This is a genomic window from Pseudomonas sp. Irchel 3F6 (genome assembly GCF_900187595.1).
GTDB lineage: Bacteria > Pseudomonadota > Gammaproteobacteria > Pseudomonadales > Pseudomonadaceae > Aquipseudomonas > Aquipseudomonas siliginis.
In genome coordinates, this window is sequence record NZ_FYDP01000003.1 from 598,527 (window position 1) to 622,955 (window position 24,429).

Below are 24,429 nucleotides of genomic sequence, written 5' to 3' on the forward strand. Positions count from 1 at the left end.
GCCGCAGAGAAAATTCCTGTTTGAAACGACGCAAAGGGACAGCGCTCTCGTGCCCTTTGCGTTTGCAGCGATCCCTTTCTCGGCTTAGATGCCCAGGCAGAGGTATTTGATTTCCAGGTAATCTTCGATGCCGTACTTGGAGCCTTCACGGCCCAGGCCCGAAGCCTTGATGCCGCCGAACGGCGCGACTTCGTTGGAGATCAGCCCGGTGTTGACGCCGACCATGCCGTATTCCAGCGCTTCGGCGACACGGAACACACGGCCCAGGTCACGTGCGTAGAAGTACGAGGCCAGACCGAATTCGGTGTCGTTGGACATGGCGATCACTTCGGCTTCGTCTTTGAAGCGGAACAGCGGAGCCAGCGGACCGAAGGTTTCTTCCTTGGCCACGGCCGCGTTTTTCGGCACGTTGGTGAGAATGGTCGGCTCGAAGAAGTTGCCTTCCATCGCCGTGCCGCCCGCCAATACGGTGGCACCTTTGCTCACGGCGTCAGCGATGTGTTCCTGAACCTTGGCCACGGCTTTTTCGTCGATCAGCGGGCCGGTGGTGGTGCCGTCTTCCAGACCGTTGCCGATCTTCAGTTTGGCTACAGCTACTTTCAGCTTCTCGGCGAACGCATCGTAGACCGCGTCCTGAATGTACAGACGGTTGGCGCAGACGCAGGTCTGGCCATTGTTGCGGTATTTGGAGATGATCGCGCCTTCGACGGCCTTATCCAGATCGGCGTCGTCGAACACGATGAACGGCGCGTTGCCGCCCAGTTCCAGCGAGACTTTCTTGATGTCCTTGGCGCATTCGGCCATCAACTGGCGACCGATTTCGGTCGAGCCGGTGAAGGACAGTTTGCGCACGATCGGGTTGCTGGTCAGCTCGCTGCCGATGTCGCCAGCGCTGCCGGAGACCACGCTGAACACGCCCGCAGGAATGCCCGCGCGCTGAGCCAGTTCGGCCAGGGCGAAAGCGGAAAATGGAGTTTGCGATGCTGGCTTGAGCACCATGGTGCAACCGGCGGCCAGCGCCGGGCCGGCCTTGCGAGTGATCATTGCCGCCGGGAAGTTCCACGGGGTGATCGCGGCGGTGACGCCAATCGGTTGTTTGATGACGATCAGGCGCTTGTCCGGCTGATGACCCGGAATCACGTCACCGTAGATGCGTTTGGCTTCCTCGGCGAACCACTCGATGAACGATGCGGCGTAAACGATTTCGCCCTTGGCTTCGGCCAGCGGCTTGCCCTGCTCCAGGGTCATCAGGCGCGCGAGGTCGTCCTGGTTCTCGATCATCAGCTCGAACCAGCGACGCAGTTTGCCGGCACGCTCTTTGGCGGTCAGTGCACGCCAGGCCGGCAGCGCCTTGTCGGCGGCCTCGATGGCACGGCGGGTTTCAGCGGCGCCCATCTTCGGCACGGTGCCGAGGATTTCGCCGGTTGCCGGGTTGTTGACCTTGATCGTCTGACCGTTGTCGGCATCGACCCAAGCGCCATCGATGAAGGCTTGCTGGCGGAACAACTGGGTGTCTTTAAGCTGCATGTCGGCTTTCCTTAACAGCACCGCGGCCTGCGCGGAGCAAATTATGATTGTAGAAAGGCGCCTCGCAAGGCTGCCGTCAGGGAAATCAGTGAGCGGATTGTGGCGCATCAACAGTGCACGACCGGGCGCACCTGCGCTGCAACATCCCGCCAAAGAGCGTTTGAAATCTCAAACGGATCGTAGGTTCAAAGGGGGTAAAGGACAATAGGTCGTTCGAAAAAAAGAACAAAAATGCCGCTTTTCAGATCAACGCACACAATACCCATGCCGCAGGAAAAACCTTAGATCAACCCCGACGAAGCGCCAAGCGAGGGTTTTGCAGGACGTTACCGCTTTAAGGAATGCAGCGATTTTGCGCCGACACGCACACTGACAAAACCCGCCAAACCCGGCATGGACGCCCCGAGCCGACCTAGGTATGATGTCGCCCGCTGCACCAGTAGCTCAGCTGGATAGAGTACTGCCCTCCGAAGGCAGGGGTCGTGGGTTCGAATCCCGCCTGGTGCACCATGAATCAAACGAGAAAGCCCCGGACTGTGATGGTCCGGGGCTTTTTTGTGGGCGATGACAGGATCGCTGGAACGCGGTCACTCCGTCGTCCAGTCAAACTCGTCATATTCATCGTCGTCATCCCCCTCCTCCTCAGCCTCGTCAAATACCTCGTCTTCTTCAACGAGGTCTTCTTCCGGCTGATTCAGCAGAAACTCCTTACGTGTCTCGGTTACTGCACGCCGCATTTGTTCGCCCTTTTCCGGGCAGTTGAGTAGCTGGGCGATGCGGTCGATTTTTGCTGCCACGGTGTCCTCCAGCGCATTGGCAATGGCTTGATAGTGCGCGTTTTCGCGGGGCAATGCCAAATGGCTGGGGAATCAGAGCAGTCAGCCGCCCGAGAGCGGCCGAACCTCAGCGGTGATAACGCCGCACCGCGCTGCTGTTGCGCAGCACATGGCCTTTGATTTTTTCCATCAGCTCGGCGCGGGTCAGGCCGGCAGGCAGGGCGTCCGGGGCGAGGTCGAGGGCGTAGATCTGGATGATGTAGTGGTGCGCGCTGTCGCCCACTGGCGGGCATGGCCCCATGTAATGGGTGTTGCCTTTGCTGTTGGTGCCGCCGACGCCTTCCAGAGCGGATTTGGCACCGACGCCGGCCGCGATCTGGTGGGTGGTGGGTTTGATGCCGTAGTGAATCCAGTGATCGACCCCCAAGCCTTTCTGGCCATCCGGGTCGTGCATGACGATGGCGTAGCTCTGGGTTCCGGCAGGGCCGGCGTTCCAGCTCAGCGCCGGCGACTGGTTCTTGCCGCCGCAGCCAGGCGCGTCGCTGGCGGCGGCCGAGGTGAACAGACGGTTATCCGACACGCCGGGGATGCTCAGGGTGAAGCGCTCCTGGGCCTGCGCCGGGAACTGCACGCAAAGGGTCACGGCGATGGCCGCCAGCCATGGGTTGAGAGAGGTCAATCGGGTCATTCCGGGAGCACCTTGTGCAGTGAGGCCGTCGTCGGCCCGCAGACTATAGCTGTACCGTTCGTGCCTTGGCAGTAGCAAATGGCTGAACCTCGCGCGGCGCCGCCAACTCACAAGAGAAATGCCTGCGAGGAAGCCGAACATGTCCCTGCACCGTGTCGCCCGTTTCGCCGATGTCCCGCAAGACCGTGGCCTGCAAGTCGAAATCGGCGACTGCAAGATCGTCCTGCTGCGTGCCAACGGCGAGTTGCGGGCGTTTCAGGGCCTGTGTCCACACGCCGGAGCGCCGTTGGCCGAGGGGGCCTTGTGTCACGGCAGGTTGATCTGCCCCTGGCACAAAGCCGCGTACCGTGCCGAGGACGGCGGCCTGTGCGAGCCGCCATCGCTGGACAGTCTCAAGCGCTATCCGCTGGAGTTGCGCGGCGATGAAGTCTGGGTCGATGACCAGCCGTTGCCCGATCCGCACACCCCGCCCGCTGACGACCCAAGAACGTTCGTGGTGGTCGGCGCCGGGGCGGCGGGTACGGCTTGCGCGGCGGCCCTGCGGGAGAAAGGTTTTGGCGGGCGCATCGTGCTGGTCGATGGCGAACCGGGTGCCGGATACGACCGCACGGTGTTGAGCAAATTTGTCCTCGCCGGGGAAATGTCGCCCAAAGATGTCCCGCCGCTGCGCGATGAGGCGTTCTATCAAGCGCAACGGATTGAGCGCGTGCAAGGCGAAGTGACTTCACTCGACGCCCCAGGCAAAACGCTTCATCTGCACAACGGCGGCATCCTGCGCTACGACGCCGCTGTACTCGCCACCGGTGGCGCGCCCAATCCGTTGAAGCTGCCTGGCGCCGGGCTGGCGAACGTTTTCGTCCTGCGTTCGAAAACTCAGGCTGAACAGATCATCAACGCCGCTCAACCGGGCCAGCGCGCGGTCATCATCGGCGACGGTTTCATTGCCCTCGAATGCGCGTCGGCCCTGCGCGAGTTCGGCCTCGACGTTACCGTGCTGGCACGCCACTCAGTCCCGTTTGCCAAACAATTCGGCGAGGCCGTGGGCAAGGCGATTCGCGCCCTGCACGAAGAGCACGGGGTGAAGTTCATCAGCGAACACGAGGCTACGCAGATCCTTGGCGAGGACAAGGTCGAGGGCGTGCTGCTCGACAACGGTCTGCGCCTGGCAGCGGATCTGGTTCTCGCCGGCGTCGGCGTTCACCCGGCCACTGCACCTTTCGAATCATTGCCCAAGGAAGAAGACCAATCGTTGCGTGTCGACGACGGCATGCGCGTGAGCGATGGTTTATGGGCCATCGGCGATATCGCCACGTTCCCGCTGAGCGGCCAGCCAACTCGCATCGAGCATTGGCGCCTGGCCCAGCAACACGCGCGCATCGCTGCGGCCAACATGCTGGGTGGCGAGGAGCATTATCTGGATGTGCCGTTTTTCTGGACGTACCACTTCGGCAAGAACTACGACTATCTCGGTCACGCGCAGGAATGGGACGAGGTCGAGTTCAGCGGTGAGCCGGAACAGCCGCCGTTCATCGGCCTGTTCGCAAAAGACGGCATCGTTGTTGCGGCGGTGGCCTGCGACAAGCAACGCGCGATGGCGCTGCTGGCCGAGCGGATGAAGCAACCTCTGCGGATCAAAGAGGCCTGGACGCTGATCCAGGCCTGACACCGGTCCTGTAGGAGCTGACGAGTGCAACGAGGCTGCGATCTCTTGATCTTGTTTTTACATAAGCAAAATCAAAAGATCGCAGCCTTCGGCAGCTCCTACAGTGGAGGTCACGTCAGCCGGTTCACCGGCTCGCGATTGTCATCTTCATCGGCATGCAGAAAGATCACCCGCTGTTGCCCCAGCGGCGCGGGCAAGGCCTGCTGCTGTAACGGCCAGAAATGCGTTTCCACATGGCTGATGTCGCCGTCCTGATCGTTATGAATGGTCATCACCCCCGGTGTGCGCAGTTTCTGGAAACGCTCGTCGCACAACTTGAAACTCTTGCTCAGACCTTCATCACCAATTACCGGCGACGGCAAACGGCGCTGGGCGAAGCTGCGGCTTTTGCGTTGCTGGTAACGCGCCCAACCGATCAGGATCACCGCGTTGACCAGCGCCACCCACATATAAACCTGCAAAGTGCCCAAGGCGTCGAACGCCGAATGATCGATGCGCGGCCCGCCGGTGGTTTCGATCAACGGCCATAACCCGCGTACCAGCAGGAACAGCAGGCCAACCCAGGCCAGGACGGTGAGGATCACGTCGATCACCACCAGAAAGGGCCGCTGGCGAGTGCGGATAATTTTCATTTGATGACTTCCTCCTGGTCGTCGCCCAGCGGGCGAATGCCCCGATCAGGACTGACCCAGCGCGCGCGTTTTTTGTGTTGGCTGAACAACACTTTGGGGAAACTGACCAGGGTGGTCAGCAGACTGACGAGCCAGAACACCAACGGATACCAGACCACCCAGAACATGGTCTTGCCCAGACCCGGCTCATACCGCCGGTCAATGACGATGCTGACGGCAAACTGCACCAGGCAGACAAACGCCAGCAACAGACCGGTGAAGGCCGGTGGCATCAGGTGATCCACGGCGATCGCGTCGGGCATGACCATGAACTTGCCCATGCCCCAGAAAATCACCGACAGCAGGAAAGTGAAGGCCCAACCGGTGGACAGGCAGTATTCGAACAGCAGCGGCCACAGGTAGCGATGGCGGTACTGCCAGATGCCGCGAATGTTCTTGAACAGCACTTCGGCGCCGCCCTGAGCCCAGCGCAGACGCTGCTTCCACAGACCGCCGAGGGTTTCCGGCATGAGGATCCAGCACAGTGCGCGCGGTTCGTAGAAGATGCTCCAGTGATCGAGTTGCAGCTTCCAGCTGATGTCGATGTCTTCGGTGATCATGTCCGGGCTCCAGTAGCCGACCCGGTTCAGCGCGGTGCGGCGGAACGCGACGATCACCCCGGAGACGGTAAAGATGCGCCCGAAGACCCGTTGCGTACGTTTGATCAGGCCGATGATCGAGGAGAACTCGCCGACCTGCACCCGCCCGATCAAGGTCGAACGCGTGCGGATCCGCGGGTTGCCGGTCACTGCGCCAAGGCGTGCGTTATCCAGCATCGGCGCGACCAGATAAGCCGCAGTGTTTGGGGCCAGCAAGGCGTCGCCGTCGATGCACACCAGATACTCGCTGCGCGCAGCGATCGCGCCCATGCGCAGGGCTACAGCCTTGCCCTGGTTTTCCGCCAGATGCAGAACCCGCAGTCGCGGATCTTCCTTGGCCAGCGCATCAAGCACAGCGGCAGTGTTGTCCTTGGAGCCGTCGTTGATCGCGATGACTTCGATGTTCGGGTAGTGCTGGGCCAGCGCCGCGTGGATGGTATCGGCAGCGTTATCGCCCTCGTTGTAGCAAGGAATCAGAATCGAAATCAGCGGCTCGCCTTCCAGCGGTGGCGGCAGCGTGTCGTCCTGCCATGGCCAGTGGCGCTCCCAGTGCAGCCAGAAATACAGGCCGCCGGCGATCCACAACCCGGACATGAACAGTGGGTAGAAGAACACGAACGACATCAGGAACTGGCCGGTCACGAGGAAGATCAGCCCCAGCGGAACGCCAAGGACAATCGCCAGAACAAGCAGGGCTAACAGTCTATCCAGCATGTTATGGATTCCATTTGTTGGAGAGTGCAGGCCTTACGGTTTTCAGGTCTGGCAGGTTGTCGAGGAAGTTGTCCGGGTAGTAACCGAAACTGGTCGCGCCCTGGCGCTTGAGCCGGCCCATCCAGTCCGCCAGATGCACGGCGTCGATATCGGCCTGATCCTTCTGGTTCCAGTCACGCGCCTGCAATTCGAACACGGTGCGGTTGAGCGCGCCGGGACGTTTCTTCACCGTGGCGACCAGTTCTTCCAGCCACGGGCCGGACTCGGCCAGCGTCTGTTTTTCCATCAACGGCATGGCCATCGGCGCCGTCCAGTCGTAGGTGGCGAGGAAGTCATCGAGGTTCTGGGCGAACCACGCTTCGCTCTCCGGATTGAGCATCGGTTCGGCGAAGATGTTGCGTGCCGTCAGCACTTGCGGGCCGCGAATCGCACGGACTTTCGCGGTCAGTTCGTTGGTGAAGTCGATCAGGTAGCGGCTCTTGAAACGCGCCCAGCGTTGCATCGCCGCCGGATCGTCGCGCAGCGCGGCAATCGAACCTGGCAGACCTTGAGCGGCGTAGGCCTTCAGGGCATCCGGGCTGGCGTCCTCGAAATCCGAGAGCACCGCATCGTCGTGGTAGAGAATGCCGTCGACCGAGGTCAGCCGCGCCACGTCTTCATAGATTTCACCGATGATCTTGCGCACTTCCGGATTGAACGGTGACAGGCGTTTGTACTGTTTCGGATCGACCGAGGTGGTGGCGGTTTTCGGGTCCCAGCGGGTCACGCGCGGCAGCTTCGAATCCAGTTCGAAACTCAGCACCGGCATCCACGCAAAGACCTTCACGTGGGCACGGGTGCGCAATTGCCAGGCGACGCGGTCGAACAGGTCGGCGCGCATCGGCAAGTGACGGTTGGGGAAGTACAGCGAATGCACCAGACCATCGCCCTTGGGATCGGCGAAGGCTTGCAGGAACACCGTGCTGGCACCGAGGTCAGCCATGCGCTGCACCAGTTTGCCGAGGTTGATGTCCTGCTGGGCCGGGTCCGGGTCGTAGACGTTGTCGAGATCGACATGAACCACGCGCATCGGCGCTTCGGCCTGCACCGAGACGATGCTGTTGGCGAAATGCTCGCCGTCAGGATCGGACGCGACGAGAAAGCGCGGCCCGCTCATCAGGTTATCGAGGGTGTCGAGGCCGTCGTCCAGGGTCAGGGCCATTTCATAGCCCTCCTCACCGACCACGGTCAGCGAGGTACCGTCGGCGGTGCCGTACGGCCAGACCCAGACGCGTGGTTTGTAACCGGTGGCCTTGCGGATCTTCTCGGAAATGTTTTTTACGTCGGTGCGAATGCGCGCCTGGAAATCGGCTTCGGATTCGTAGCGTTTGCTCACCGGGTCATAACGCCGGGTCGCGGCGGCCGGCTGCAGGTTGCCCTGCGGGTTGCCAAGGATGCCTTTGTGGTTGGCATCGGTGTGAGCGGCGATCTCTACCAACCCGGACCTGGAAATTTCGCGGATCTGCTGCCAGGTCAGGAAGTTCTCACGGTTACGCGGCGTGCCGGCGAAATCCACCGGTTGATTGAGCGGCGTGTCGATCCAGGTGCCGACCGGCGCCAGCAACGCGTGCCAGTTGTAGGCGCGCAGCACTGGCAGCACGCGGGTATAGAAGCTGGCGTAACCGTCGTCGAAACTGAGCAGCACCGCTCTCGCCGGCAGCTCCGGGCCGCCATTGCGTGCCGCCATGATCTGGTCGACGGTCACTGGTTTGTAGCCGTTCTCGCGCAGCCAGGCGAGCTGCTCGATCATGCGCTCGGTGCGCACCGCCACCACGGCCTGATCGGGATCACGGTCTTCGACATCGTGGTAGGCAATGCCGAGCACGTGGTTTTTTGGCCACGGTTGTTCACTGGCCGCGACCGGCCGCTCGGAGGGCGGCGCGAAGGCCGGGGCTTGCTGGGCGCAGGCGCTGACCAGCAGCGCTCCCAGCAGAAGGATGAAACGCGAGATAAAAGGCATCTTCAAACTCTTCTAGAAGCGGAAAGTGAGGTCGACAAGCAGACGCAGATCAGTTTCCCGATCACCGTCATAAGGCCGGTTGATCACACTGAACATGCCGCCCACATCGAACACGTCGTTCCAGGCGTACCGTTGGCCGTAACCGAGCAACGCCATGCCGCCGGTGCCGTGGTCGCGCTGGCTGTAGGTGCCCGCGCCGGCCTGGAATTGCTGGCTCCAGGAAGTTTCGTAGCGGTGGTAGAGCACGTGATTGACGTTGACCAGCGGCATCACGCTGAAGTCCGACTTCGGGTTGAAGTACGGCACGTCGTCGGATTTCGAGTTGTGGCTGGTGCCGACTTCCAGGCCGGCGTCGACCTGGATGTTCGGCGCGGTGTAGATGCCCTCGCGCCCGGTCACCAAGGCTTCGACGCGGTTGTTGCCATCACTGAAGTGCGACGGGCTGACCGACACGCGCCACTCGCGGCTTTCGTTGGCGCGCCAGCGCAGGAACGCACTGCCGCCATTGGCCTTGATGTCGCTGTTGAGCGCGCGCAGCGGCGTTTCCGCCGAGAGGTATTCGAGGCTGCCGCCGTACTGCCAGTGATCGTTGATGTCGCGGGCTATCGCCAGGCGTGCGCCTTGTTTGTCACCGAAACCGTAATCGTGATTCGACACCTCGGCTTCGAGGGTCATGTCACGGGTGCGCCGTTCCAGGCCGACACGCTGGAAGCGATGGTGGCCGGTGCCTTCGGCGAAATCACCGGTGGCATAACCGGCCCCGGCGAAGACACGCCAGTCTTCGTTGATCGGCGGGCTGTACAGCGTGCTCTGGATACCGAAATCACGGCTGCCGCTGACCGCACCGGCATCGCCGCTGCCGCCACCGTTGGCCTTGCCGCCGTAGGCTTCGACGCGCAGTTCGGCCATGTCATGCACTTCCCGTTCGCGAGCCAGGCGCTGCACTTGGCGGTTGTCCGGATAACGCGCGACCACATCGTCGACCAGCGCATCGTTCTGCCGCCACTCCTGCAACTCCATCGCGGTGCGCGCCTGAGCGACTTCCAGGCCGGCATCGCGGGGCGCCATGCTCTCGGTTTCCTTGAGCTGATTTTCCGCGCGGCGCGGCCACTGTCGGGCGAGGTAAAGATCGGCCTGGGCCAGACGCAAGCCAAGGTTGCCCGGCGCCTGATCGACCAGCGTCTGCAAACGCTCTTCGCCGTGCGGAAGATCGGAACCGTAGGTGCCGGCCTGGGCGGCGAGTTGCTGGGCGTCCATCCATTCGTCGTTGGGGTTGCCGATGGGCAGACCTTTGAGCTCGACGCGCGGACGCTGGGCTTTCGCTGCGTCCTCGGCGACCTTGCGCGCCTCATCGGCGCGGTCGCTTTCTAGCAAGGAGTAATACAGCGCAGTGCTGTCCTCAAGACGATCACCGACATCGGCGTCCGGCGCCGAAAGCACCTGGCGATACAGATCGGTGGCAATCTCGGGCTCACGCTGATCCAGATAAGACGCTGCCACCCAGCGCAGGGCATAGGTCGGAATTTCCACGCCCTCGGCTTGCAGTTTCTGGTATTCGCTGATGACGTCGGCGGTGCGCGCGCGGGCCTTGAGCGCGCCCATGCGGTCGATGCGCCAGCGCGTCACGTCGTCGTGAGCAGTGGCGTCAGGCGTCCAGGTCGCGAGCAATTTGTCGTAATCGGCCAGCGCGCGGTCGGCGATGACGTAGCGTTCCTTTTCGCTGCGGGTGGCCAGTTCGGCGAGGCGCACGCGTTCGGCGGCGAGATCGCCTTCCAGGCGGCGCAAGGTCACCGGATCAATCAGGCCTGGACGTTGACTGGCCAGCCGCAGCGCCGGTTCTGGCAGGCGGGCCTTTTGCAGGGCGACCACGTACTCGCGGGCAACTTCCGGCTTGTTGCCGGCGCGGATGAAGGCCTGATCGTATTCGAAGAGTGCGTCGTACTGTTTGCCGGCTCGACCGAGTGCGTAGCCCAAGGCGAGACGGCGTGACGGATCGTCGGGTTTGGCGGCGACCAGCGCCTGGGCGCGGGTGACGGCCTGATCGGGCTTGCCGGCATCGGCCTGAGTCAGCGCGAGACCCAGTTGCAGGTCGGCGTTGTCCGGCTCCAGCGCCAGCGCCTTGTTGTACACCTGGGTGGCCTGATCCCAGCGCTTGAGGTTGCGATAGGCACGCGCAACGGCAGTCAGCGCCTGCACCGGCAGAACGCGGTCACGGCCTTGGGTTTCATAGACCTTGACCACTTCGGCATCGAGCCCGGCCCAACTGGCGATTTGCAGATGATCGCTGACCTGGCCATCGCTGGCCTGGCCCGGCGGCACCTGACGCAGCACGGTCAACGCAGGCGTGTAATGCCCGGCCCGGGCATCGCGCACCATCTCGTCGTAGGGTGTGTCGGCCAACGCCAGCAGCGGCCAGAGCAACTGGCTGCACAGGGCGAATCGGAACAAAGGGCGTAAACCACGATGTAATACAGGGCCATCAATACGCGGCATTTGTCAGCATCCTTACATGGCCAGCCGGGTCGCAATGCCCTCCTTGCCCATTCGTAACGGTGGCCGACAAAAACAGCCTTCGGCCAAGCTTGGTGAGGCAGTCTGCACGCAAGCGAGAGCGAATTTTCACAACGCAATATTTGTTCAGAATCGGTCCACCTGTACAAAATCCGTACAGCAAAACGCCCGGCGCCTGTTCACACAGGGGCCGGGCGTCTGGGGGGGCGCGGTTGGGTTTATTGCTCTTGGGTGACGCCGGCAAACTTGCTCATGAGGAAACCGATGAACTGCTCGACGGTCATCTTCTGGCCGTTGAATTCGACCTGATTGGCCGCGTAATGCAGTTTTGTCACCACGTTGGTGCCGTCGGCGACAGCCAGTTGCGAGCCGACCGCCATGCCGGCGAACATGTCCGCCGCTTCCTTGGACTGATCGACGATGGCTTTGGCGTCAGTCTGGCCATCGAGTTGCGCCTGCACGCTGAGCAGATCGACCAGCATCGGCTTGGATACCTGAATGTTCAGGTCGAGCAGCGCGATCAGTTGCTTGCCGAGTTGATCCGGCGGCAGATCCATCGATTGCGGCTTGGTCAGGTCGATCACCAGATTGGCGCGGCTTTCACCGTTGGCGGTGTTGAACGACAGGTTCTCCAGCGCCAGTTGCGGGCCGGCCGCCAGCAACTTTTGCAGATCGGCTTTGACCTGGGCATTTTCCGCTTCGGTCAGATTCAGCTCCGGTGCCGGCAAACCCTGCGCGGCGGCCTCGGCGGCAGCTTTTTCGTATGGCTGCAATTTGGTCTGATAGATCTGCATCAGCGACATGGTCGACGGAATGTCGAGGTTCTTCAGGCTCATGGCCATGGCCGCCGAACCGACTTTCTTGTCGTTGAGCGTCACTTCGCCGATTTTGTAGTCGGCACGCCCCGAGGCGTTGCTGCCGCTTTCTTCGGTGCGGTTCTTCATTTCGAAGTTCTTCACGCCCAGCACCATCGGCTTGGCACCGAAGGTGGTTTTGCTGCTGGTCACTTCCAGGGTGTTTTCCCCGGTGTAGTAGCCGTAGCTGCTCTTGGCGAGGTTGCTGGCCAGGGTCAGACCGTTGAGCTCGACCTGCACCGGCGCCTGGTCTTCCGAAACGGTGACCAGTTTCAGGTTGTCCATGTAGCCGTCGGCCTTGACCTTCTGCGCCTGGGCGCTGGCGGCGATGTCCATGCTCAGACCGGAAAACTTCAGGCTCGACTGCTCATCCAGCGCGGTTTCGAACGGCACCAGATTCAGAGTGCTGGTGGTCGATTCGTCGTAGCCGATGTTGGTCACGCCCTTGAGCGGCGCGGCGCCGTTGGTGGCGGCGAACCATTTTTCCGTGGACGGGCTCTTTTCCAGCTCGTAGTTGCTGGTGGCCATGACCGGCAGCCACTTCAGCGAAACCAGGCGCGAGAACGGCAGCGGGCCGTGTTCGATGTGGTCGACGAACAGCAGCTCGACCGGCGCATCGCCGAACATCTCGCCCTCGCCCTTGAGACGATAGTGCGCGGTGCTGGTGAAGGTGTGGCGCTCCAGCGATACCAGTTCCAGCGACGCGGTGCCGTTGGAGCCGGCCATGGCGGTCTGCAGCTCTTTGTTGGCGTTGGTCACGGCGTTGTTCAGTACGCCTTCGATCTTGGTCCCGGTGTACCAGGCCCCGCCTGCGCTGATCGCGCCAATGGCAACAACAATTCCGAGAAGCACGCCTGCTGATTTATTCATGAATGACCTGATCGGTTTCCGTGGCTGTGGATGAAGTCGTCTTCCTTGAACCCGGGATCGGGTCGCGGCTCGACTGTGCGCAATTAAGCGGTGGAGATTAGCACCGGGCGCGGGCGACGGCCCAATGTTTAAAGGTTAAAGAGTGTCTATGGACACTTGGGAGAGCAAAAAGATCGCAGCCTTCGGCAGCTCCTACATTTGCAATCCGATTGTCCTGTAGGAGCTGCCGAAGGCTGCGATCTTTTGATTTCAGGAATATTGAACCTCGATTTCATCCAACTGATGATCAAAGCTCTTCAGCCGCGCGGTCCAGGTATACACCAGCACTTCAAAGTCGCGATCGATCACCGCTCCGCCGGTGGTATCCGCCCGCACATCGCAGAAATCCAGCTGATAGCGTTCACGAGCCATGGCCGTGGCGACGTCGGACAGCTCGCGGGCGTTGTTCAGCCAGTGCCAGCCGTCATCGGCGATCTGCTTGTCGAGTTCCAGGCATTGCTTCTTCAGCCCTTCGAGGCTTTTTTCCAGCGGCGTGCCGGTGAGCTCGCCCATGACCTCGGCGAAGGTTCGCCCGGGCTGCCAGTAACTGCCCCAGAAGTAGCGGTCGAACACGGTTTCAACCCGGCGCAGGGCGACTTTGGTGTCCCAGATCAGCACGAGCATCTTGCCGCGCTCGAGCTGGCGCTTCTTGACCCGTTGCAGCTGAATCGAGGTCCACGCGACGACGACGATCGCCATCACCGCGATCAACGCAACGGCGCTGTCGAGGAAAACCATTGCCGTGTCGATCTGGTGGGCCAGCATGATCCCGTAGAAATACGTGGCCGAGAGCAGCACCAGCGCCACCAGAGCGCACCAGAAGCCGAGAGCGTAAGGGTTTTTCATTATTGGTTTCCCCTGGGCCAGCACGAGCAATGTGCATTGCAGGAGCGCTTGGCATGGGGCGCCCCTCCAACACTTCAAAGCATAGCAACGGCCTCAGGGTTTGCTGGCGCTCGAGGTGTTCGTTCGTCCGCTTTCCCAGCCACCGCCCAGGGCGAGGAACAAATCGATCTGGCTCATTGCGACCTGGGTGTTGGCGGCGGCCAGTTGCGCGGTGACATCGGTGTAGGTGCGGGTCGCTTGCAGGTCGGCAAGGAACGACTCGCGGCCGGCCTGGAAGAAGCGGTGCGTCTGCTCGGCGGCGAGCTTGGCCGACTGCTCGGCTTCGGCCAGCGCATCGCGGCGTTGCAGCAGCGCGCTGTACTGGGCCAGACCGGTCTGGGTCTCGCGGATGGCGTTGAGCACCACGCCGTCGAAATGCGCCAGCGCGCCTTGAGTGTTGGCCTCGGCTTCACGGATGCGCGCGCGGGCGCCGTTGGTCGGTACTTTCCAGCTCAGCGACGGGCCGAAGCCCCAGCGGTTGGTCGACGGGTCGCCAAGGTCATCAATGATGCCGACGGTGCCGATGGTCGCGCCGATGCTGATGTCCGGGTACAGCTCACCGGTGGCGATGCCGATGCCGGCGGTTGCCGCCGCGAGGCGCCGTTCAGCCTGACGAATGTCGGGACGGCGCTTGAGCAGCGCAGCGCCGTCACCGACCGGCACCAGTTGCGCGATCTTCGGCAACTCGGCGCAACTGGCGGTACCTGCCGGCAACTGCTCGACCGGTTTGGCCAGCAGCATCGACAGACGGAACAGCCCGGCCTGACGCGCTGCTTCATAGCGCGGCAAGTCGGCGCGCAGGGATTTGAATTGGGTCTGCGAACGGGTGACCTGGGTCTCGTCGCCACGCCCGGCATCGCGCAGACGCTGGATCAGCGTGGTGCTCTGCGATTGCAGGTCGAGAGAATGCTCGGCGATTTCCCTCTCTTCGTTGGCTGCGCAGACTTGCGTATAGGCGCGAACCACGTCCGCCACCAAGGTGATACGCGCAGTGTCGGCTGCGGCCTGAGTCGCATCGGCATTGGCTTTGGCCGCTTCGATACCGCGCTGCAAGGTGCCCCACAGGTCGAATTGGTACGAAGCGCTGATACCGATATCGGCGATGTTGGCCACCGGGACTTTCTCCGGCAGCAGGAACGCCTGACCGGATTCCTGCAGACGTTGCGCACCCATTTTCACCCCGCCGCTCCAGCCGCCAGCGGCCTCGGCTTCATCCACCTGAGCGCGCGCCCGCGACAGGTTCGCCGCCGCTACACGCAAATCGGTGTTGGAAGTCATGGCCTGCTGTACCAGTTGATCGAGGCGCGGGTCTTTATACAGCCGCCACCAGTCCGCCGGCACCGGCGCCGAGACCACCGGTTTGCCGGCGACTGCCAGCTCACCCTGAATATCCTTGCGCTGCACCGCCGCGTCGGCGGGCACCTGATAATCCGGGCCGACCATCTGACAGGCCGAGAGCATCATGCCCAACCCGGCGATCAACCAGGCCCTGCTCATGGCTGCGGCTCCTCATGCTGATCGTCGATGATCGACACAGTGGCGGTACGCCCGGCAATCAAGCGGAAGTCGGCCGGTACATCATCGAATGCGATGCGCACCGGAATCCGCTGCGCCAGGCGCACCCAACTGAACGCCGGGTTGACGTTGGGCAGCAGGTTGCTGCCGCTGGTGCGGTCGCGGTCTTCGATGCCGGCGACGATGCTTTCGACATGCCCGCGCAACCGCGCGCGGTCGCCGATCACGCGGATATCCACCGATTGCCCGACGTGGATGCCGTCGAGTTTGGTTTCTTCAAAATAGCCGTCGATGTGGAATGAATTGCTGTCGACCACCGACAACACCGGGCGCCCGGCGGTGACGAATTCCTGCGGACGCGGCGCGCGGTCGTTGACGTAACCATCGACCGGGCTACGGATCACCGAGCGATCGAGGTTGAGCTGCGCACTGTCGACCGCCACCAAGGCTTCGGCCAATGCCGACTGCGCACGGGCGACGCGCGACTGGCTTTCTTCCAGTTGTTCGGCCGGCACCAGGTTGCCGAGGCCACGGTTACGCTTGGCTTCACGCTGCGCCTGGGCGAGGGTTTCTTCGCGATCGGCAACGGCGGCCTTGGCCTGGCGCAGGGCCAGTTTGAAGCGATCCTGGTCGATGCTGAACAGCACCTGACCGCGCTTGATCAACTGGTTGTCCTTTACCTCGACCTGCTGGATCAGCCCGGACACGTCCGGAGCGATCTGGATGATGTCGGCACGAATGTGGCCGTCGCGGGTCCACGGCGCGAACATGTAATACATCACCATGCGCCAGACGAGGACAACGGCAAAAGTCACGATCAGCAGGGTCAGAACCACGCGACCGATGGTCAGAAACGGTTTTTTCATGTCATCAGGTATCGACTGAGTGAGTCCACGCCGTACAGCAGCACGGCATAGAGCGCCACGTTGAACAATGCCCGGTGCCAGACCAGACGGTAAAAGTGCAGGCGTTGCAGCACGCCATGCACCAACAAAAACAGCACGTAAGTGATGCCCATCAGCACCAGCAGGGTCGGCAGGAAGATGCCGCTGATATCCAGATCACCGATCATAGGGGCGCTCCATCGGGCAGCGGTTCTTCGGGCTCGGCGCTGGAGACGAACTCGACGCCGGGCAGCAAGGCCAGACGCAGACCGCTCAAGGCGTGCAACAGGTGCAGACGGGTTTCATCGTCACCCTGGCCGTTCAGCGCTCGGCGCGTGCGATCGAGGGTCATCAGCAGACCGCTTGGCGCCGGCAGGCGTTCGTCGGCTTTGAGGCAGGCACGGAAATATTCGCCAACCTCGCCCACCACTTGTCGCAGCAGGGCATTTGGCACGCCGGTGACGCGCGGGGTGTAGGCAAGCAGATCGAGCATGTTCAGACCGACACGCACTTCACGCATCGCGATGCCGGTGTCCTGACCGGTCAGGGCCAGACGCGGCAGGTGCTGCATCAGCCGATCGAGCAACTGCACGCCCAACTGCCGATGCTCGGCGAGGCTGGCCGGTTCGGTCATGCTGACGATGTCTTTCCAGCTGAATCGGGTCAGACGCTTGGCCGCCAGTTCGGCACCGAATGGCCGCGCTACCAGCGTCCAGATGAAGGCGAACAACAGCCCCAGCGGTCCAGCCAGATTGGAGTTGGCGAAGGCGAAAAAGTCCGCGTCGTAGGCACCCTGAATACTGATGAACGACGAGGTATTGACCAGCGTCAGCAGCATGCCGAGGTAGAAACGCGGCTGCACGGTCAGCGTACCGATGCAAATGAACGGCACGGCAAACGCCAGCACCAGCATCGGGAAATCGTGCAGGTTGGGTAGAATCAGAAACAGGTAAAGACTGGCGAACAGCACCGACATCCCGGTCCAGAAAAAGAACCGGTAAATCTGCGGCGCCGGGTCGTCCATCGAGGCAAAGAAGCTGCACGCCACCGCCGCCAGAATCACCGCGCTGCCACCGTCCGGCCAGCCGAGCAGGATCCACAGCACCGAAGCAACGATGATCGCCAGAATGGTCGAGGTCACCGAGTAGAGCATCAGCCCGCGATCGATGAACGGCGTCAACCGGCCCAGGCGCCAGTGCCGGTACACCGCGCGCCAGCTGTCCTGGCGCTCGCAAAGAATCGCATCCTGCAGGCTGCGGCAGTCCTGCCACAGATCGATGAATTCACCGAGGCGGTAAATCGCATTGGAGAACAGCAACTGTTTGCGCTCCTCCAGCGCTTCGGCGCTCGGTTGCAACGCGTCGAGTTGATCTCTCAGTGCTTGCCAGCGCTCGAGATTGGCGTCTGCGTGGTCCAGCCATTCCCGGGTCGCAGTCAGCAATGGCTGGAATTTCTCCACCAGTTCCGGGGTGCGGCGTTCGAGGGCGTACAGCGAATCCTCTAGGGCATCGATCACTGGCAACAGGTGAATCATCCGGCCGCGCAGTTCCTTGGTGTTACGCACGGTTTGTGGCCGCGCGCCTTCGTGGGGCAACTGGCCGATCATCAACTCGAGGCTGTTGAAATTGGCGACCATGGCCATGCGCAGCGCGGTGACCTCTTCCGGCTGCACATCGCGGCTGAGAAACTTCAGGCTGTAGCTCGTCGCATCGGCGAACCATTTGCTCACGGCATCATTGAACACCGGCGCCAGGCGTCGCGGCCAGAACATCGCACCGACCACCGCAGCGACGGCGATGCCAAGGAAAATCTCTTCGGTACGCGCCTCGGCCACGTCCCACACCGCCAGCGGATTATCGACCACCGGCAGGGCAATCAGCGGCAAGGTGTAACCGGCCAGCATCAGCGCATAACTGTTGGCGGTGCGCAGATGCAGGGACATGAACAGCAGAATGCCGGTCCACAACGCGATCACCACCACGAGCACATACGGGCTCTGCACGAACATCGGCACGAACAGCACCGCCGCCGCTGCGCCGAGAAATGTACCGGCCGCGCGGTACAGCGCTTTGGAGCTGGTCGGGCCGAGAAACGGGCTGGAGACGATATACACCGTGGCCATCGCCCAATACGGACGCGGCATTTGCATGAGCAAGGCGATGTACAGCGCAATCATCGACGCGGCAAAGGTACGGACCCCGTAAAACCAGTCACGGGCCGGCGGCATGCCAGTGAAAAAACCTTTCAAGAATTGACCACCACAGGCGAACTCGCCGCCTCAAAAGCCCTGAGTACCCGAAGCGTAGCTTCCAGATCACTGCGCTCGATGCCTTCCAGCACCTCATGACGCAAGCGCACCAGCTCAGCCTCCACCGCCTGCACCAGCTCGCGACCGGTATCGGTCAGGCTCAGGCACTTGGCCCGGCGATCCTGGGCATCTTCGGTGCGACAGACGTAACCGGCGTGGCACAGCTGATCGAGCAAACGCACCAGCGAAGGACTCTCCATCCCCGCAGCCTGGGCGACTTGCACCTGACGCACGCCCTCGCCCAAACGCCCGATCATCAACAAGGGCACGGCGCAGGCTTCGGAAATTCCATAGTTGACCAGCGTGGTCTGGCAGATCTTCCGCCAATGCCGGGCGGCCACCACCATGGCGCTGCTGATGTTCATCTGGAGACTGTCGAGGGAATCGGACACGGGATAACGGACACTGTTAGTTTGCTAACTATCAATATCGCATTGGAGGGGAATTTCAGTCAAGTTTTGAAACAAATCTCCCTTCGCTTGGCCGAGGCGTACCACGAGTTGGATTTGTAATTTTTCGAAGAAAAAATCTAATGCGACGGACAAAACGAAATTTTTTTTACAGTAAGGAGGTTTTTTTTACATCTGAGCCTTTTCGCGCAATTTTTTTACATGCTGCGCCTCATGCCAGACGATACATCAACTGATCCCGCACTTTGGTGGCCCAGTCCGGTCACTCAAGAATCTCATCGACAAACATCGGCCACTTGAATAAAGCGGGGGCTCGTTCAACGGTTCCTGGCAGCATCGTAAACGCTGCTGCGTTCGCGCTTGCCAACCGCTAGCACGGAAACCACGACTCGTTCGTCGATGACTTGGTAAACCAATCGATATCCCGAGGCTTTGAGTTTGATTTTGTAGCAGTCGGGCATGCTGTGGAGGGCGTCAGCCGGGATTCTGGGAAGCTTCAGCCTCTCACCCAGCTTCTTTTTGAACTGCTCCCGCAACGTATGACCCAGCTTGTTCCACTCTTTGTGCGCAGACGGCAGAAACTCAAGCTTATAAGTCATCCAGGCTTACCGAAATGGGCGTTTCGTGGAGGCGGGAACGAACAATGTCAGCCAGCTCAAGATCATCAAGCCGCTCCATCATTGCTTCATAAACTTCGGCCGGCACCATATAGCCCATGACGCGATTGTGGTTGAGGACAGCGACGGCCCCCCCATGTGCACCGTTCAACACGGCAGTAGGATTTTTCTTCAGTTCAGAGACACTGACAGCCATATCGGCGAGAACGCTTTGCATAATAAGAACCTCAAATTAGGACGTGATTTTGGTCTATTTATGCCATGTGGACAACTGTGGCGTTCAACGAGGATACAACTTCGCGATGATCACCCCACCCGCCCCTTACGCAACATCACATTCAACTGATCCACCACCTCCGCCCAATCCGCATCATCCAGAATCTCCTCGCGCAGAAACTGCGCCTGACTTTCCGTCCAGAAAAACGCGTCAGCCAGATGCAATTCCGGTTTGAGCGGCGAATGGCTGGCGATGAATTTGTCGATGCCGGTCGGATCGTCATCGAGGCCGAGTTGTTTGAACAGGGCCGGTAGGCTGTGCTGCGGATTTTCCATGATGCAACTCCTCTGCAATTCAGGTCCGGCGTTGCGCCGTTTGCTGCAATGGAGTTGATCATAGCTGGCGCTGCGGGTTCAGGGTCTGGCGACGTCAGGTGAGCCTGCGGCCAGTTGCGCTGCCGGATAGACCGACTGCCATCCACCGCCAAGCGCCTTGTACAAACCGACCATCGCCAGTGACACCCCGGTCGAGCTTTCTACCCATTGCTCCTGCGTGGCGAGCAATGCGCTCTGCACGGTGAGGACGTTGACGAAATCGACCACGCCTTCGACGTATTGCTGTTGCGCGGTGCGCAGGGCGATCTGGTTCTGACGCACGGCTTCGGCGAGGCTGTCGCGCCGGCGCTGGCTGGCGTTGTAGGCGGTCAGCTGGTCGTCGATTTCATGCCAGGCACGCAGCACAGTCTGCTGGTAGGCGATGGCCGCTTCTTGTTGCTGGGCTTCGCGCAGTTGCAGCATGCCGCGAAGGCGACCGCCGTCGAACAACGGCAAGCTGAATTGCGGGCCGATGGCAAAGGCACGCGAGCCCCATGAACCGAAATCGCTCAGCTGCATGGCCTGGGAACCGAGGTTGCCGGACAGGGTGATGCGCGGATAGAAATCGCCCTTGGCCACGCCGATGTTGGCGGTGGCGGCGTGCAGACGCGCTTCGGCCTGGCGGATATCGGGGCGGCGTTCGGCCAATTGCGACGGCAGGCCGATGGCGACTTGCAGTGGCGACTGCGGCACTGCCGCGTCTGTGGATAACGTTTGAGCGAGAGCTTGCGGTGGCTCGCCCATCAACAGACTGATCGCGTTGATCAGTTGCGCCTGACGCTGCTCGAGCGCCGGCAGCCGTGCCTCGATGGCGGCGACTTGCGCGGCGGCTTCGGCGACGTCCAGATCGGTCGCCACGCCATCGGCCAGCCGTAGCTGCGAGAGTTTCAGGCTGTGGCGGGCGACGTCGAGGTTCTGCTCGGTGACGGCGCGGGTGTTCTGCACGCCGCGCAGCTGAATGTAGTTTTGCGCGGTGTCGGCGAGCACGGTCAGCAGTACGTCACGACGGTCGTTTTCTGCCACTTCGAGATTGGCATCAGCGGCTTCGGTTTCACGGCGCACGCGGCCCCAGAAGTCCAGTTCCCATGACGCCGAGAAGCCGGCATCCCACAGGTTGAAAGCCTCATCGCCGTTATTTCCCGATGGATCGTTCAAGCCTTTGCCACTGTTGCGTTTGCGCCCATAGCTGCCGGTGGCGGCGCTGTTCGGATAACGCTCGGCGGTGATCACCTGGCGCGCGGCGCGGCTTTGTTGCAGGCGGCTGCTGGCCAGTTGCAGGTCGAGGTTGCTGTTCAGCGCGCGCTGGGTGAGCGCGGACAGCTGCGGGTCCTGGAAGGTTTCCCACCAGCGTTCGTTCAAGGGTTCGCTGACGGCCTGGCTTGGGGCGGACCGCGCCGGTTTGGCCCAGTCGGCAGGTTGGGTGGCTTCGGGTTTCTGGAAGTCCGGGCCGACGGTACAAGCGCTGAGGCTGACTGCAAGCAAGGCACTCAGGGTGAGCTGCTGCCTATGCCGCCATCGCTGGCAAGCCAGCTCCCACAAGGATTGTGCAGGTTGTGCAAAATGGTTCAGCCTGCCAATGACCCCTGTGGGAGCTGGCTTGCCAGCGATGAGGCCAACCGATTCAACACCGATCATCGCTGCGTCACCTCGCGCCCGGACGCCTTCGAGCTGGCGGTATCAATACTCGCCTCGACCGACATCCCCACCCGCAAGCGCTCGGCCAGTGGCTGGCCCGGTTCCAGCATGATCTTCACCGGAATCCGCTGCACCACTTTGGTGAAGTTACCGGTGGCGTTATCCGGTTTCACCGCAGCAAAGGTCACGCCGGTCGCTGGCGCAATGCTCTCGACGCGGCCGGTCAGGGCTTCGCCACCCAAGCTGTCGACCCGCACTTGCACATCCTGACCCGGCTGCACGTCGGTCAACTGGGTTTCCTGAAAATTGGCGACCACATAAGCCTGCTGCAACGGCACCACCGCCAACAGTTTGCTGCCCGGGGTGACGTAGGCGCCGACGCGCACCGCGCGCTCGCCGATCATGCCGTCCTGCGGCGCGGTAATGCGCGTGTAAGAGAGGTTGAAACTGGCGATTTCCAACGCCGCCTGCGCGTGTTTCAGATTGCCTTCAGCGGCGTTGCGCTGGGCAGTGAGGATTTCGACTTGTTTGCGTTCGGCCGCCAGTTTCGCCGTCGCGGTGTCGAGACGCGCCGAAGCCTGATCAATGCGTGTGCGCGCCTGTTGCGCGTTCTGCACGGTGCCGGCACCGACTCCGGCGAGGTGGTTGTAGCGGTTCAGTTCTTGCTGCGCAAAGGCCATTTGCGCTTTGGCCGAAACCACAGCGGCCTGCGCCTGAGCGATCAGCGACGCCTGCCGCTCAAGGGTCGCATTGGCGTTCTGCAACTGCGCCCGCGCGACCAGGGTTTGCGCGTCCGCCGCTTCCGCCGCTGCGCGCAAATCACGGTCATCGATCAGCGCCAACAATTGCCCGGCCTTGACCTGCTGGTTGTCTTCGACCAGCACCTGCTTGATGAACCCGGCCACGCGCGGCACCACCAGCGTGTAGTCGGCGGAGACGAAGGCGTCATTGGTGGTTTGCTCGGTGCGTTGGCCGAACAGCCCGGGCATCGCCAGGTACACCAGCACGCCCACCGCCAGCGCGGCAGCCACGGCCACCGCGAGTTTTTGCTTGGATTGAGTCATAAAAAACCTTCAGTTTCAGTACAGCGATCAGGTCGGCGCGCGCGGCGGATAAATCCGCGTCGGCAGCCAGAAAATCAGCAGGATCAACGCCACGGCGACGCCAGCCATGCACAGGTACAAATCGGACGAAGTCAGCACCACCGCCTGCTCGTGCTCGCGGTGAGCGAGGCCCGAATCGCTGTGATCGGCCAGCGGCGAATTGCCCAGGCTGTCGACCAACATGGTCGAATGGAAATGCAGGCGCGCGGTGGTCAGCGCTTCGATGACGCCGGTGGCGACCACGGCGGCAAGGCCCTTGACGGTGTTGAACCACGCCGACGCGAACGGCCCTTCCATCGGCGTGATACTGCCGGTCGACAACATCAGCAGCGGCAACACCGCCATCGGCTGGCCGAAAATCTGCAGCCATTGCAGAACGTAGAAATCATCGCGAATCCACGCCGAAGTCAGGTGTGAACCGCCGAGGCAGGACAGCGCGAGCATGCTCAGACCAATGCCAAGCACCCAGCGGCAATCGACCCAGCGCAAGTTGCATAGCGCCGCCACCAATGGCAGCGCGATCAACTGCGGCAGCGCGGCAATGAGCATGATCGGCGCGGTTTGCGCCGGACGATAACCCTGCACCTGGGCCAGATAACTCGACGGAATCAGCACCACCGCCAGCAGCACGATCAGCACCCCGGCGAGGGTGATCAGGGCGAACAGCAGGTTGCGGATGCCGAGCATCTGCAGCTTGAAAAACGGAATCGGCTGCGACCATTCATTGATCATAAAAGCCACCAGCAGCAGCGAACCGGCACCGAGTAATCCACAGATCAGATTCGACTCGAACCAGTCCAGTCGATTGCCCTGCAACAGACCGATCACCAGCATGCAGATCGCTGGAAAGCCCAGCAGCAGGCCTTTCCAGTTGAACGACTTGAGACGCTCCAAGCGCAGCGGATCCTGGGGCAATCCGTAAGCCACTGCGGCCATGGCGATCAGGCACGGCACGATGATCTGCCAGAAGGTCCATTGCCAGCCGACGTATTCAGTCCACAGACCGGCCAGCGGCGTGCCGAGTCCCGGGCCGAAAGTCGCGGTCAGTGCGTAGCCGGCCAGTCCGTAAAGTTTGATGTTCGCCGGGAGGAAGCGCAGTGCAACGGTCATCAGCATCGGCGGCAATGCACCGCCGGCGAGGCCTTGGAGGATGCGCATCAGCAGCAGACTTTCGTAGTTCGGGGCGAACGGGCACAGCACGCCGAGCACGGTAAACAGACCGATGACGCAGAGGGTGAAGCGACGCAGCGAGAAGGTCACCGAGCACCACGGCGCAAAGGCCATGGCCGCGACCGACGTGGCGGTGTAGCTGGCGACCAGCCAGGTGCCTTCGTCGTAGCCGATGTGCAGCGCGCCGCGAATATCGGCGAGTGCGACTTTGGTGACCATCTCGTTGAGGCCCGAGACCAGCACGGCCAACAGCACGCCGACCAGACCAATGATGATCCGCGCCCCGAACACCGGTGGCGCAGCCGCCGTCGCCGGGCTGGTCGCGGCGAGAGGCGCCGAGACCGTCAGGAATGTCATGAATGAAAAGCTCCGGGGGTGAAATACCGGAGCATTTTAGTGG

21 protein-coding genes and 1 tRNA gene are annotated in these 24,429 nt (G+C 61.8%); 2 read left to right on the forward strand and 20 right to left on the reverse strand.

The genetic code is table 11. From position 1 onward, the window contains the following. Positions 1 to 84: 84 nt before the first annotated feature. Positions 85 to 1,527: an NADP-dependent succinate-semialdehyde dehydrogenase gene (gene gabD, locus CKW30_RS14290; protein ID WP_095181138.1), complete on the reverse strand. Its 1,443-nt coding sequence runs from the start codon at positions 1,525 to 1,527 to the stop codon at positions 85 to 87. A gap of 433 nt (positions 1,528 to 1,960) precedes the next feature. On the opposite strand from gabD, the gene CKW30_RS14295 reads away from it, so the two are divergent. Further along, a tRNA-Arg gene (locus CKW30_RS14295) sits at positions 1,961 to 2,037 on the forward strand. 77 nt (positions 2,038 to 2,114) lie between these two features. On the opposite strand, the gene CKW30_RS27230 is transcribed toward CKW30_RS14295, so the two are convergent. Then, positions 2,115 to 2,384, reverse strand: coding sequence for a hypothetical protein (locus CKW30_RS27230; protein WP_071174021.1), 270 nt, complete (start codon positions 2,382 to 2,384; stop codon positions 2,115 to 2,117). 46 nt (positions 2,385 to 2,430) lie between these two features. Next, complete coding sequence (locus tag CKW30_RS14305; protein ID WP_016772253.1) at positions 2,431 to 2,991, reverse strand: YbhB/YbcL family Raf kinase inhibitor-like protein; 561 nt, start codon at positions 2,989 to 2,991, stop codon at positions 2,431 to 2,433. Positions 2,992 to 3,130: 139 nt separating this feature from the next. Between CKW30_RS14305 and CKW30_RS14310 the strand changes: the two genes are divergently transcribed. Beyond that, positions 3,131 to 4,654, forward strand: a complete 1,524-nt coding sequence (locus CKW30_RS14310; protein ID WP_095181139.1) for an FAD-dependent oxidoreductase — start codon at positions 3,131 to 3,133, stop codon at positions 4,652 to 4,654. A 110-nt stretch (positions 4,655 to 4,764) separates the two neighbouring features. On the opposite strand, the gene pgaD is transcribed toward CKW30_RS14310, so the two are convergent. From pgaD to CKW30_RS14395, 17 genes are all read right to left on the reverse strand, one after another. Next, a complete protein-coding gene (pgaD, locus tag CKW30_RS14315) occupies positions 4,765 to 5,286 on the reverse strand; it encodes a poly-beta-1,6-N-acetyl-D-glucosamine biosynthesis protein PgaD (RefSeq protein ID WP_095181140.1) in 522 nt (173 codons plus the stop codon). Continuing rightward, positions 5,283 to 6,638 carry a poly-beta-1,6-N-acetyl-D-glucosamine synthase gene (pgaC, locus tag CKW30_RS14320; protein ID WP_095181141.1) on the reverse strand — a complete coding sequence of 452 codons (1,356 nt, stop codon included), beginning with the start codon at positions 6,636 to 6,638 and terminating at the stop codon, positions 5,283 to 5,285. The genes pgaD and pgaC overlap by 4 nt, the downstream gene beginning before the upstream one ends. Position 6,639: 1 nt before the next feature. After that, positions 6,640 to 8,637: a poly-beta-1,6-N-acetyl-D-glucosamine N-deacetylase PgaB gene (pgaB, locus tag CKW30_RS14325; protein ID WP_095181142.1), complete on the reverse strand. Its 1,998-nt coding sequence runs from the start codon at positions 8,635 to 8,637 to the stop codon at positions 6,640 to 6,642. A 12-nt stretch (positions 8,638 to 8,649) separates the two neighbouring features. Continuing rightward, complete coding sequence (gene pgaA, locus CKW30_RS14330) at positions 8,650 to 11,130, reverse strand: poly-beta-1,6 N-acetyl-D-glucosamine export porin PgaA (protein ID WP_095181143.1); 2,481 nt, start codon at positions 11,128 to 11,130, stop codon at positions 8,650 to 8,652. Between the two features lie 236 nt (positions 11,131 to 11,366). Beyond that, positions 11,367 to 12,872: a YdgA family protein gene (locus CKW30_RS14335; protein WP_016772258.1), complete on the reverse strand. Its 1,506-nt coding sequence runs from the start codon at positions 12,870 to 12,872 to the stop codon at positions 11,367 to 11,369. 249 nt (positions 12,873 to 13,121) lie between these two features. Then, positions 13,122 to 13,757 (reverse strand): hypothetical protein, encoded by a 636-nt coding sequence (locus CKW30_RS14340; RefSeq protein WP_056786960.1) that lies wholly within the window; start codon positions 13,755 to 13,757, stop codon positions 13,122 to 13,124. Between the two features lie 93 nt (positions 13,758 to 13,850). After that, a complete protein-coding gene (locus tag CKW30_RS14345) occupies positions 13,851 to 15,293 on the reverse strand; it encodes an efflux transporter outer membrane subunit (protein WP_095181144.1) in 1,443 nt (480 codons plus the stop codon). After that, positions 15,290 to 16,177, reverse strand: a complete 888-nt coding sequence (locus tag CKW30_RS14350; RefSeq protein ID WP_095181145.1) for an HlyD family secretion protein — start codon at positions 16,175 to 16,177, stop codon at positions 15,290 to 15,292. Before CKW30_RS14350 ends, CKW30_RS14345 begins: the two co-directional genes overlap by 4 nt. Then, the gene (locus CKW30_RS14355) at positions 16,174 to 16,383 is read right to left on the reverse strand and encodes a DUF1656 domain-containing protein (RefSeq protein ID WP_016772264.1); all 210 of its coding nucleotides are present in this window, start codon (positions 16,381 to 16,383) and stop codon (positions 16,174 to 16,176) included. The genes CKW30_RS14350 and CKW30_RS14355 overlap by 4 nt, the downstream gene beginning before the upstream one ends. After that, positions 16,380 to 18,443: an FUSC family protein gene (locus tag CKW30_RS14360; RefSeq protein WP_095181146.1), complete on the reverse strand. Its 2,064-nt coding sequence runs from the start codon at positions 18,441 to 18,443 to the stop codon at positions 16,380 to 16,382. The genes CKW30_RS14355 and CKW30_RS14360 overlap by 4 nt, the downstream gene beginning before the upstream one ends. Next, entirely contained in the window at positions 18,440 to 18,868 is a 429-nt protein-coding gene (locus tag CKW30_RS14365) for a MarR family winged helix-turn-helix transcriptional regulator (protein WP_016772266.1), read from the reverse strand. The genes CKW30_RS14360 and CKW30_RS14365 overlap by 4 nt, the downstream gene beginning before the upstream one ends. Positions 18,869 to 19,230: 362 nt before the next feature. After that, positions 19,231 to 19,512 carry a type II toxin-antitoxin system RelE/ParE family toxin gene (locus CKW30_RS14370; RefSeq protein WP_071174010.1) on the reverse strand — a complete coding sequence of 94 codons (282 nt, stop codon included), beginning with the start codon at positions 19,510 to 19,512 and terminating at the stop codon, positions 19,231 to 19,233. Further along, positions 19,502 to 19,747 (reverse strand): type II toxin-antitoxin system Phd/YefM family antitoxin, encoded by a 246-nt coding sequence (locus CKW30_RS14375; RefSeq protein ID WP_041477418.1) that lies wholly within the window; start codon positions 19,745 to 19,747, stop codon positions 19,502 to 19,504. The genes CKW30_RS14370 and CKW30_RS14375 overlap by 11 nt, the downstream gene beginning before the upstream one ends. Positions 19,748 to 19,836: 89 nt before the next feature. Beyond that, positions 19,837 to 20,082, reverse strand: a complete 246-nt coding sequence (locus tag CKW30_RS14380) for a DUF2789 domain-containing protein (protein WP_095181147.1) — start codon at positions 20,080 to 20,082, stop codon at positions 19,837 to 19,839. Positions 20,083 to 20,160: 78 nt separating this feature from the next. After that, on the reverse strand, positions 20,161 to 21,756 hold the full coding sequence (locus tag CKW30_RS14385) for an efflux transporter outer membrane subunit (RefSeq protein ID WP_177434213.1): 1,596 nt from the start codon (positions 21,754 to 21,756) through the stop codon (positions 20,161 to 20,163). After that, entirely contained in the window at positions 21,753 to 22,820 is a 1,068-nt protein-coding gene (locus CKW30_RS14390) for an HlyD family secretion protein (RefSeq protein ID WP_095181148.1), read from the reverse strand. The genes CKW30_RS14385 and CKW30_RS14390 overlap by 4 nt, the downstream gene beginning before the upstream one ends. Before the next feature lie 27 nt (positions 22,821 to 22,847). Continuing rightward, the gene (locus CKW30_RS14395; RefSeq protein WP_095181149.1) at positions 22,848 to 24,386 is read right to left on the reverse strand and encodes an MFS transporter; all 1,539 of its coding nucleotides are present in this window, start codon (positions 24,384 to 24,386) and stop codon (positions 22,848 to 22,850) included. Between the last annotated feature and the right edge of the window lie 43 nt (positions 24,387 to 24,429).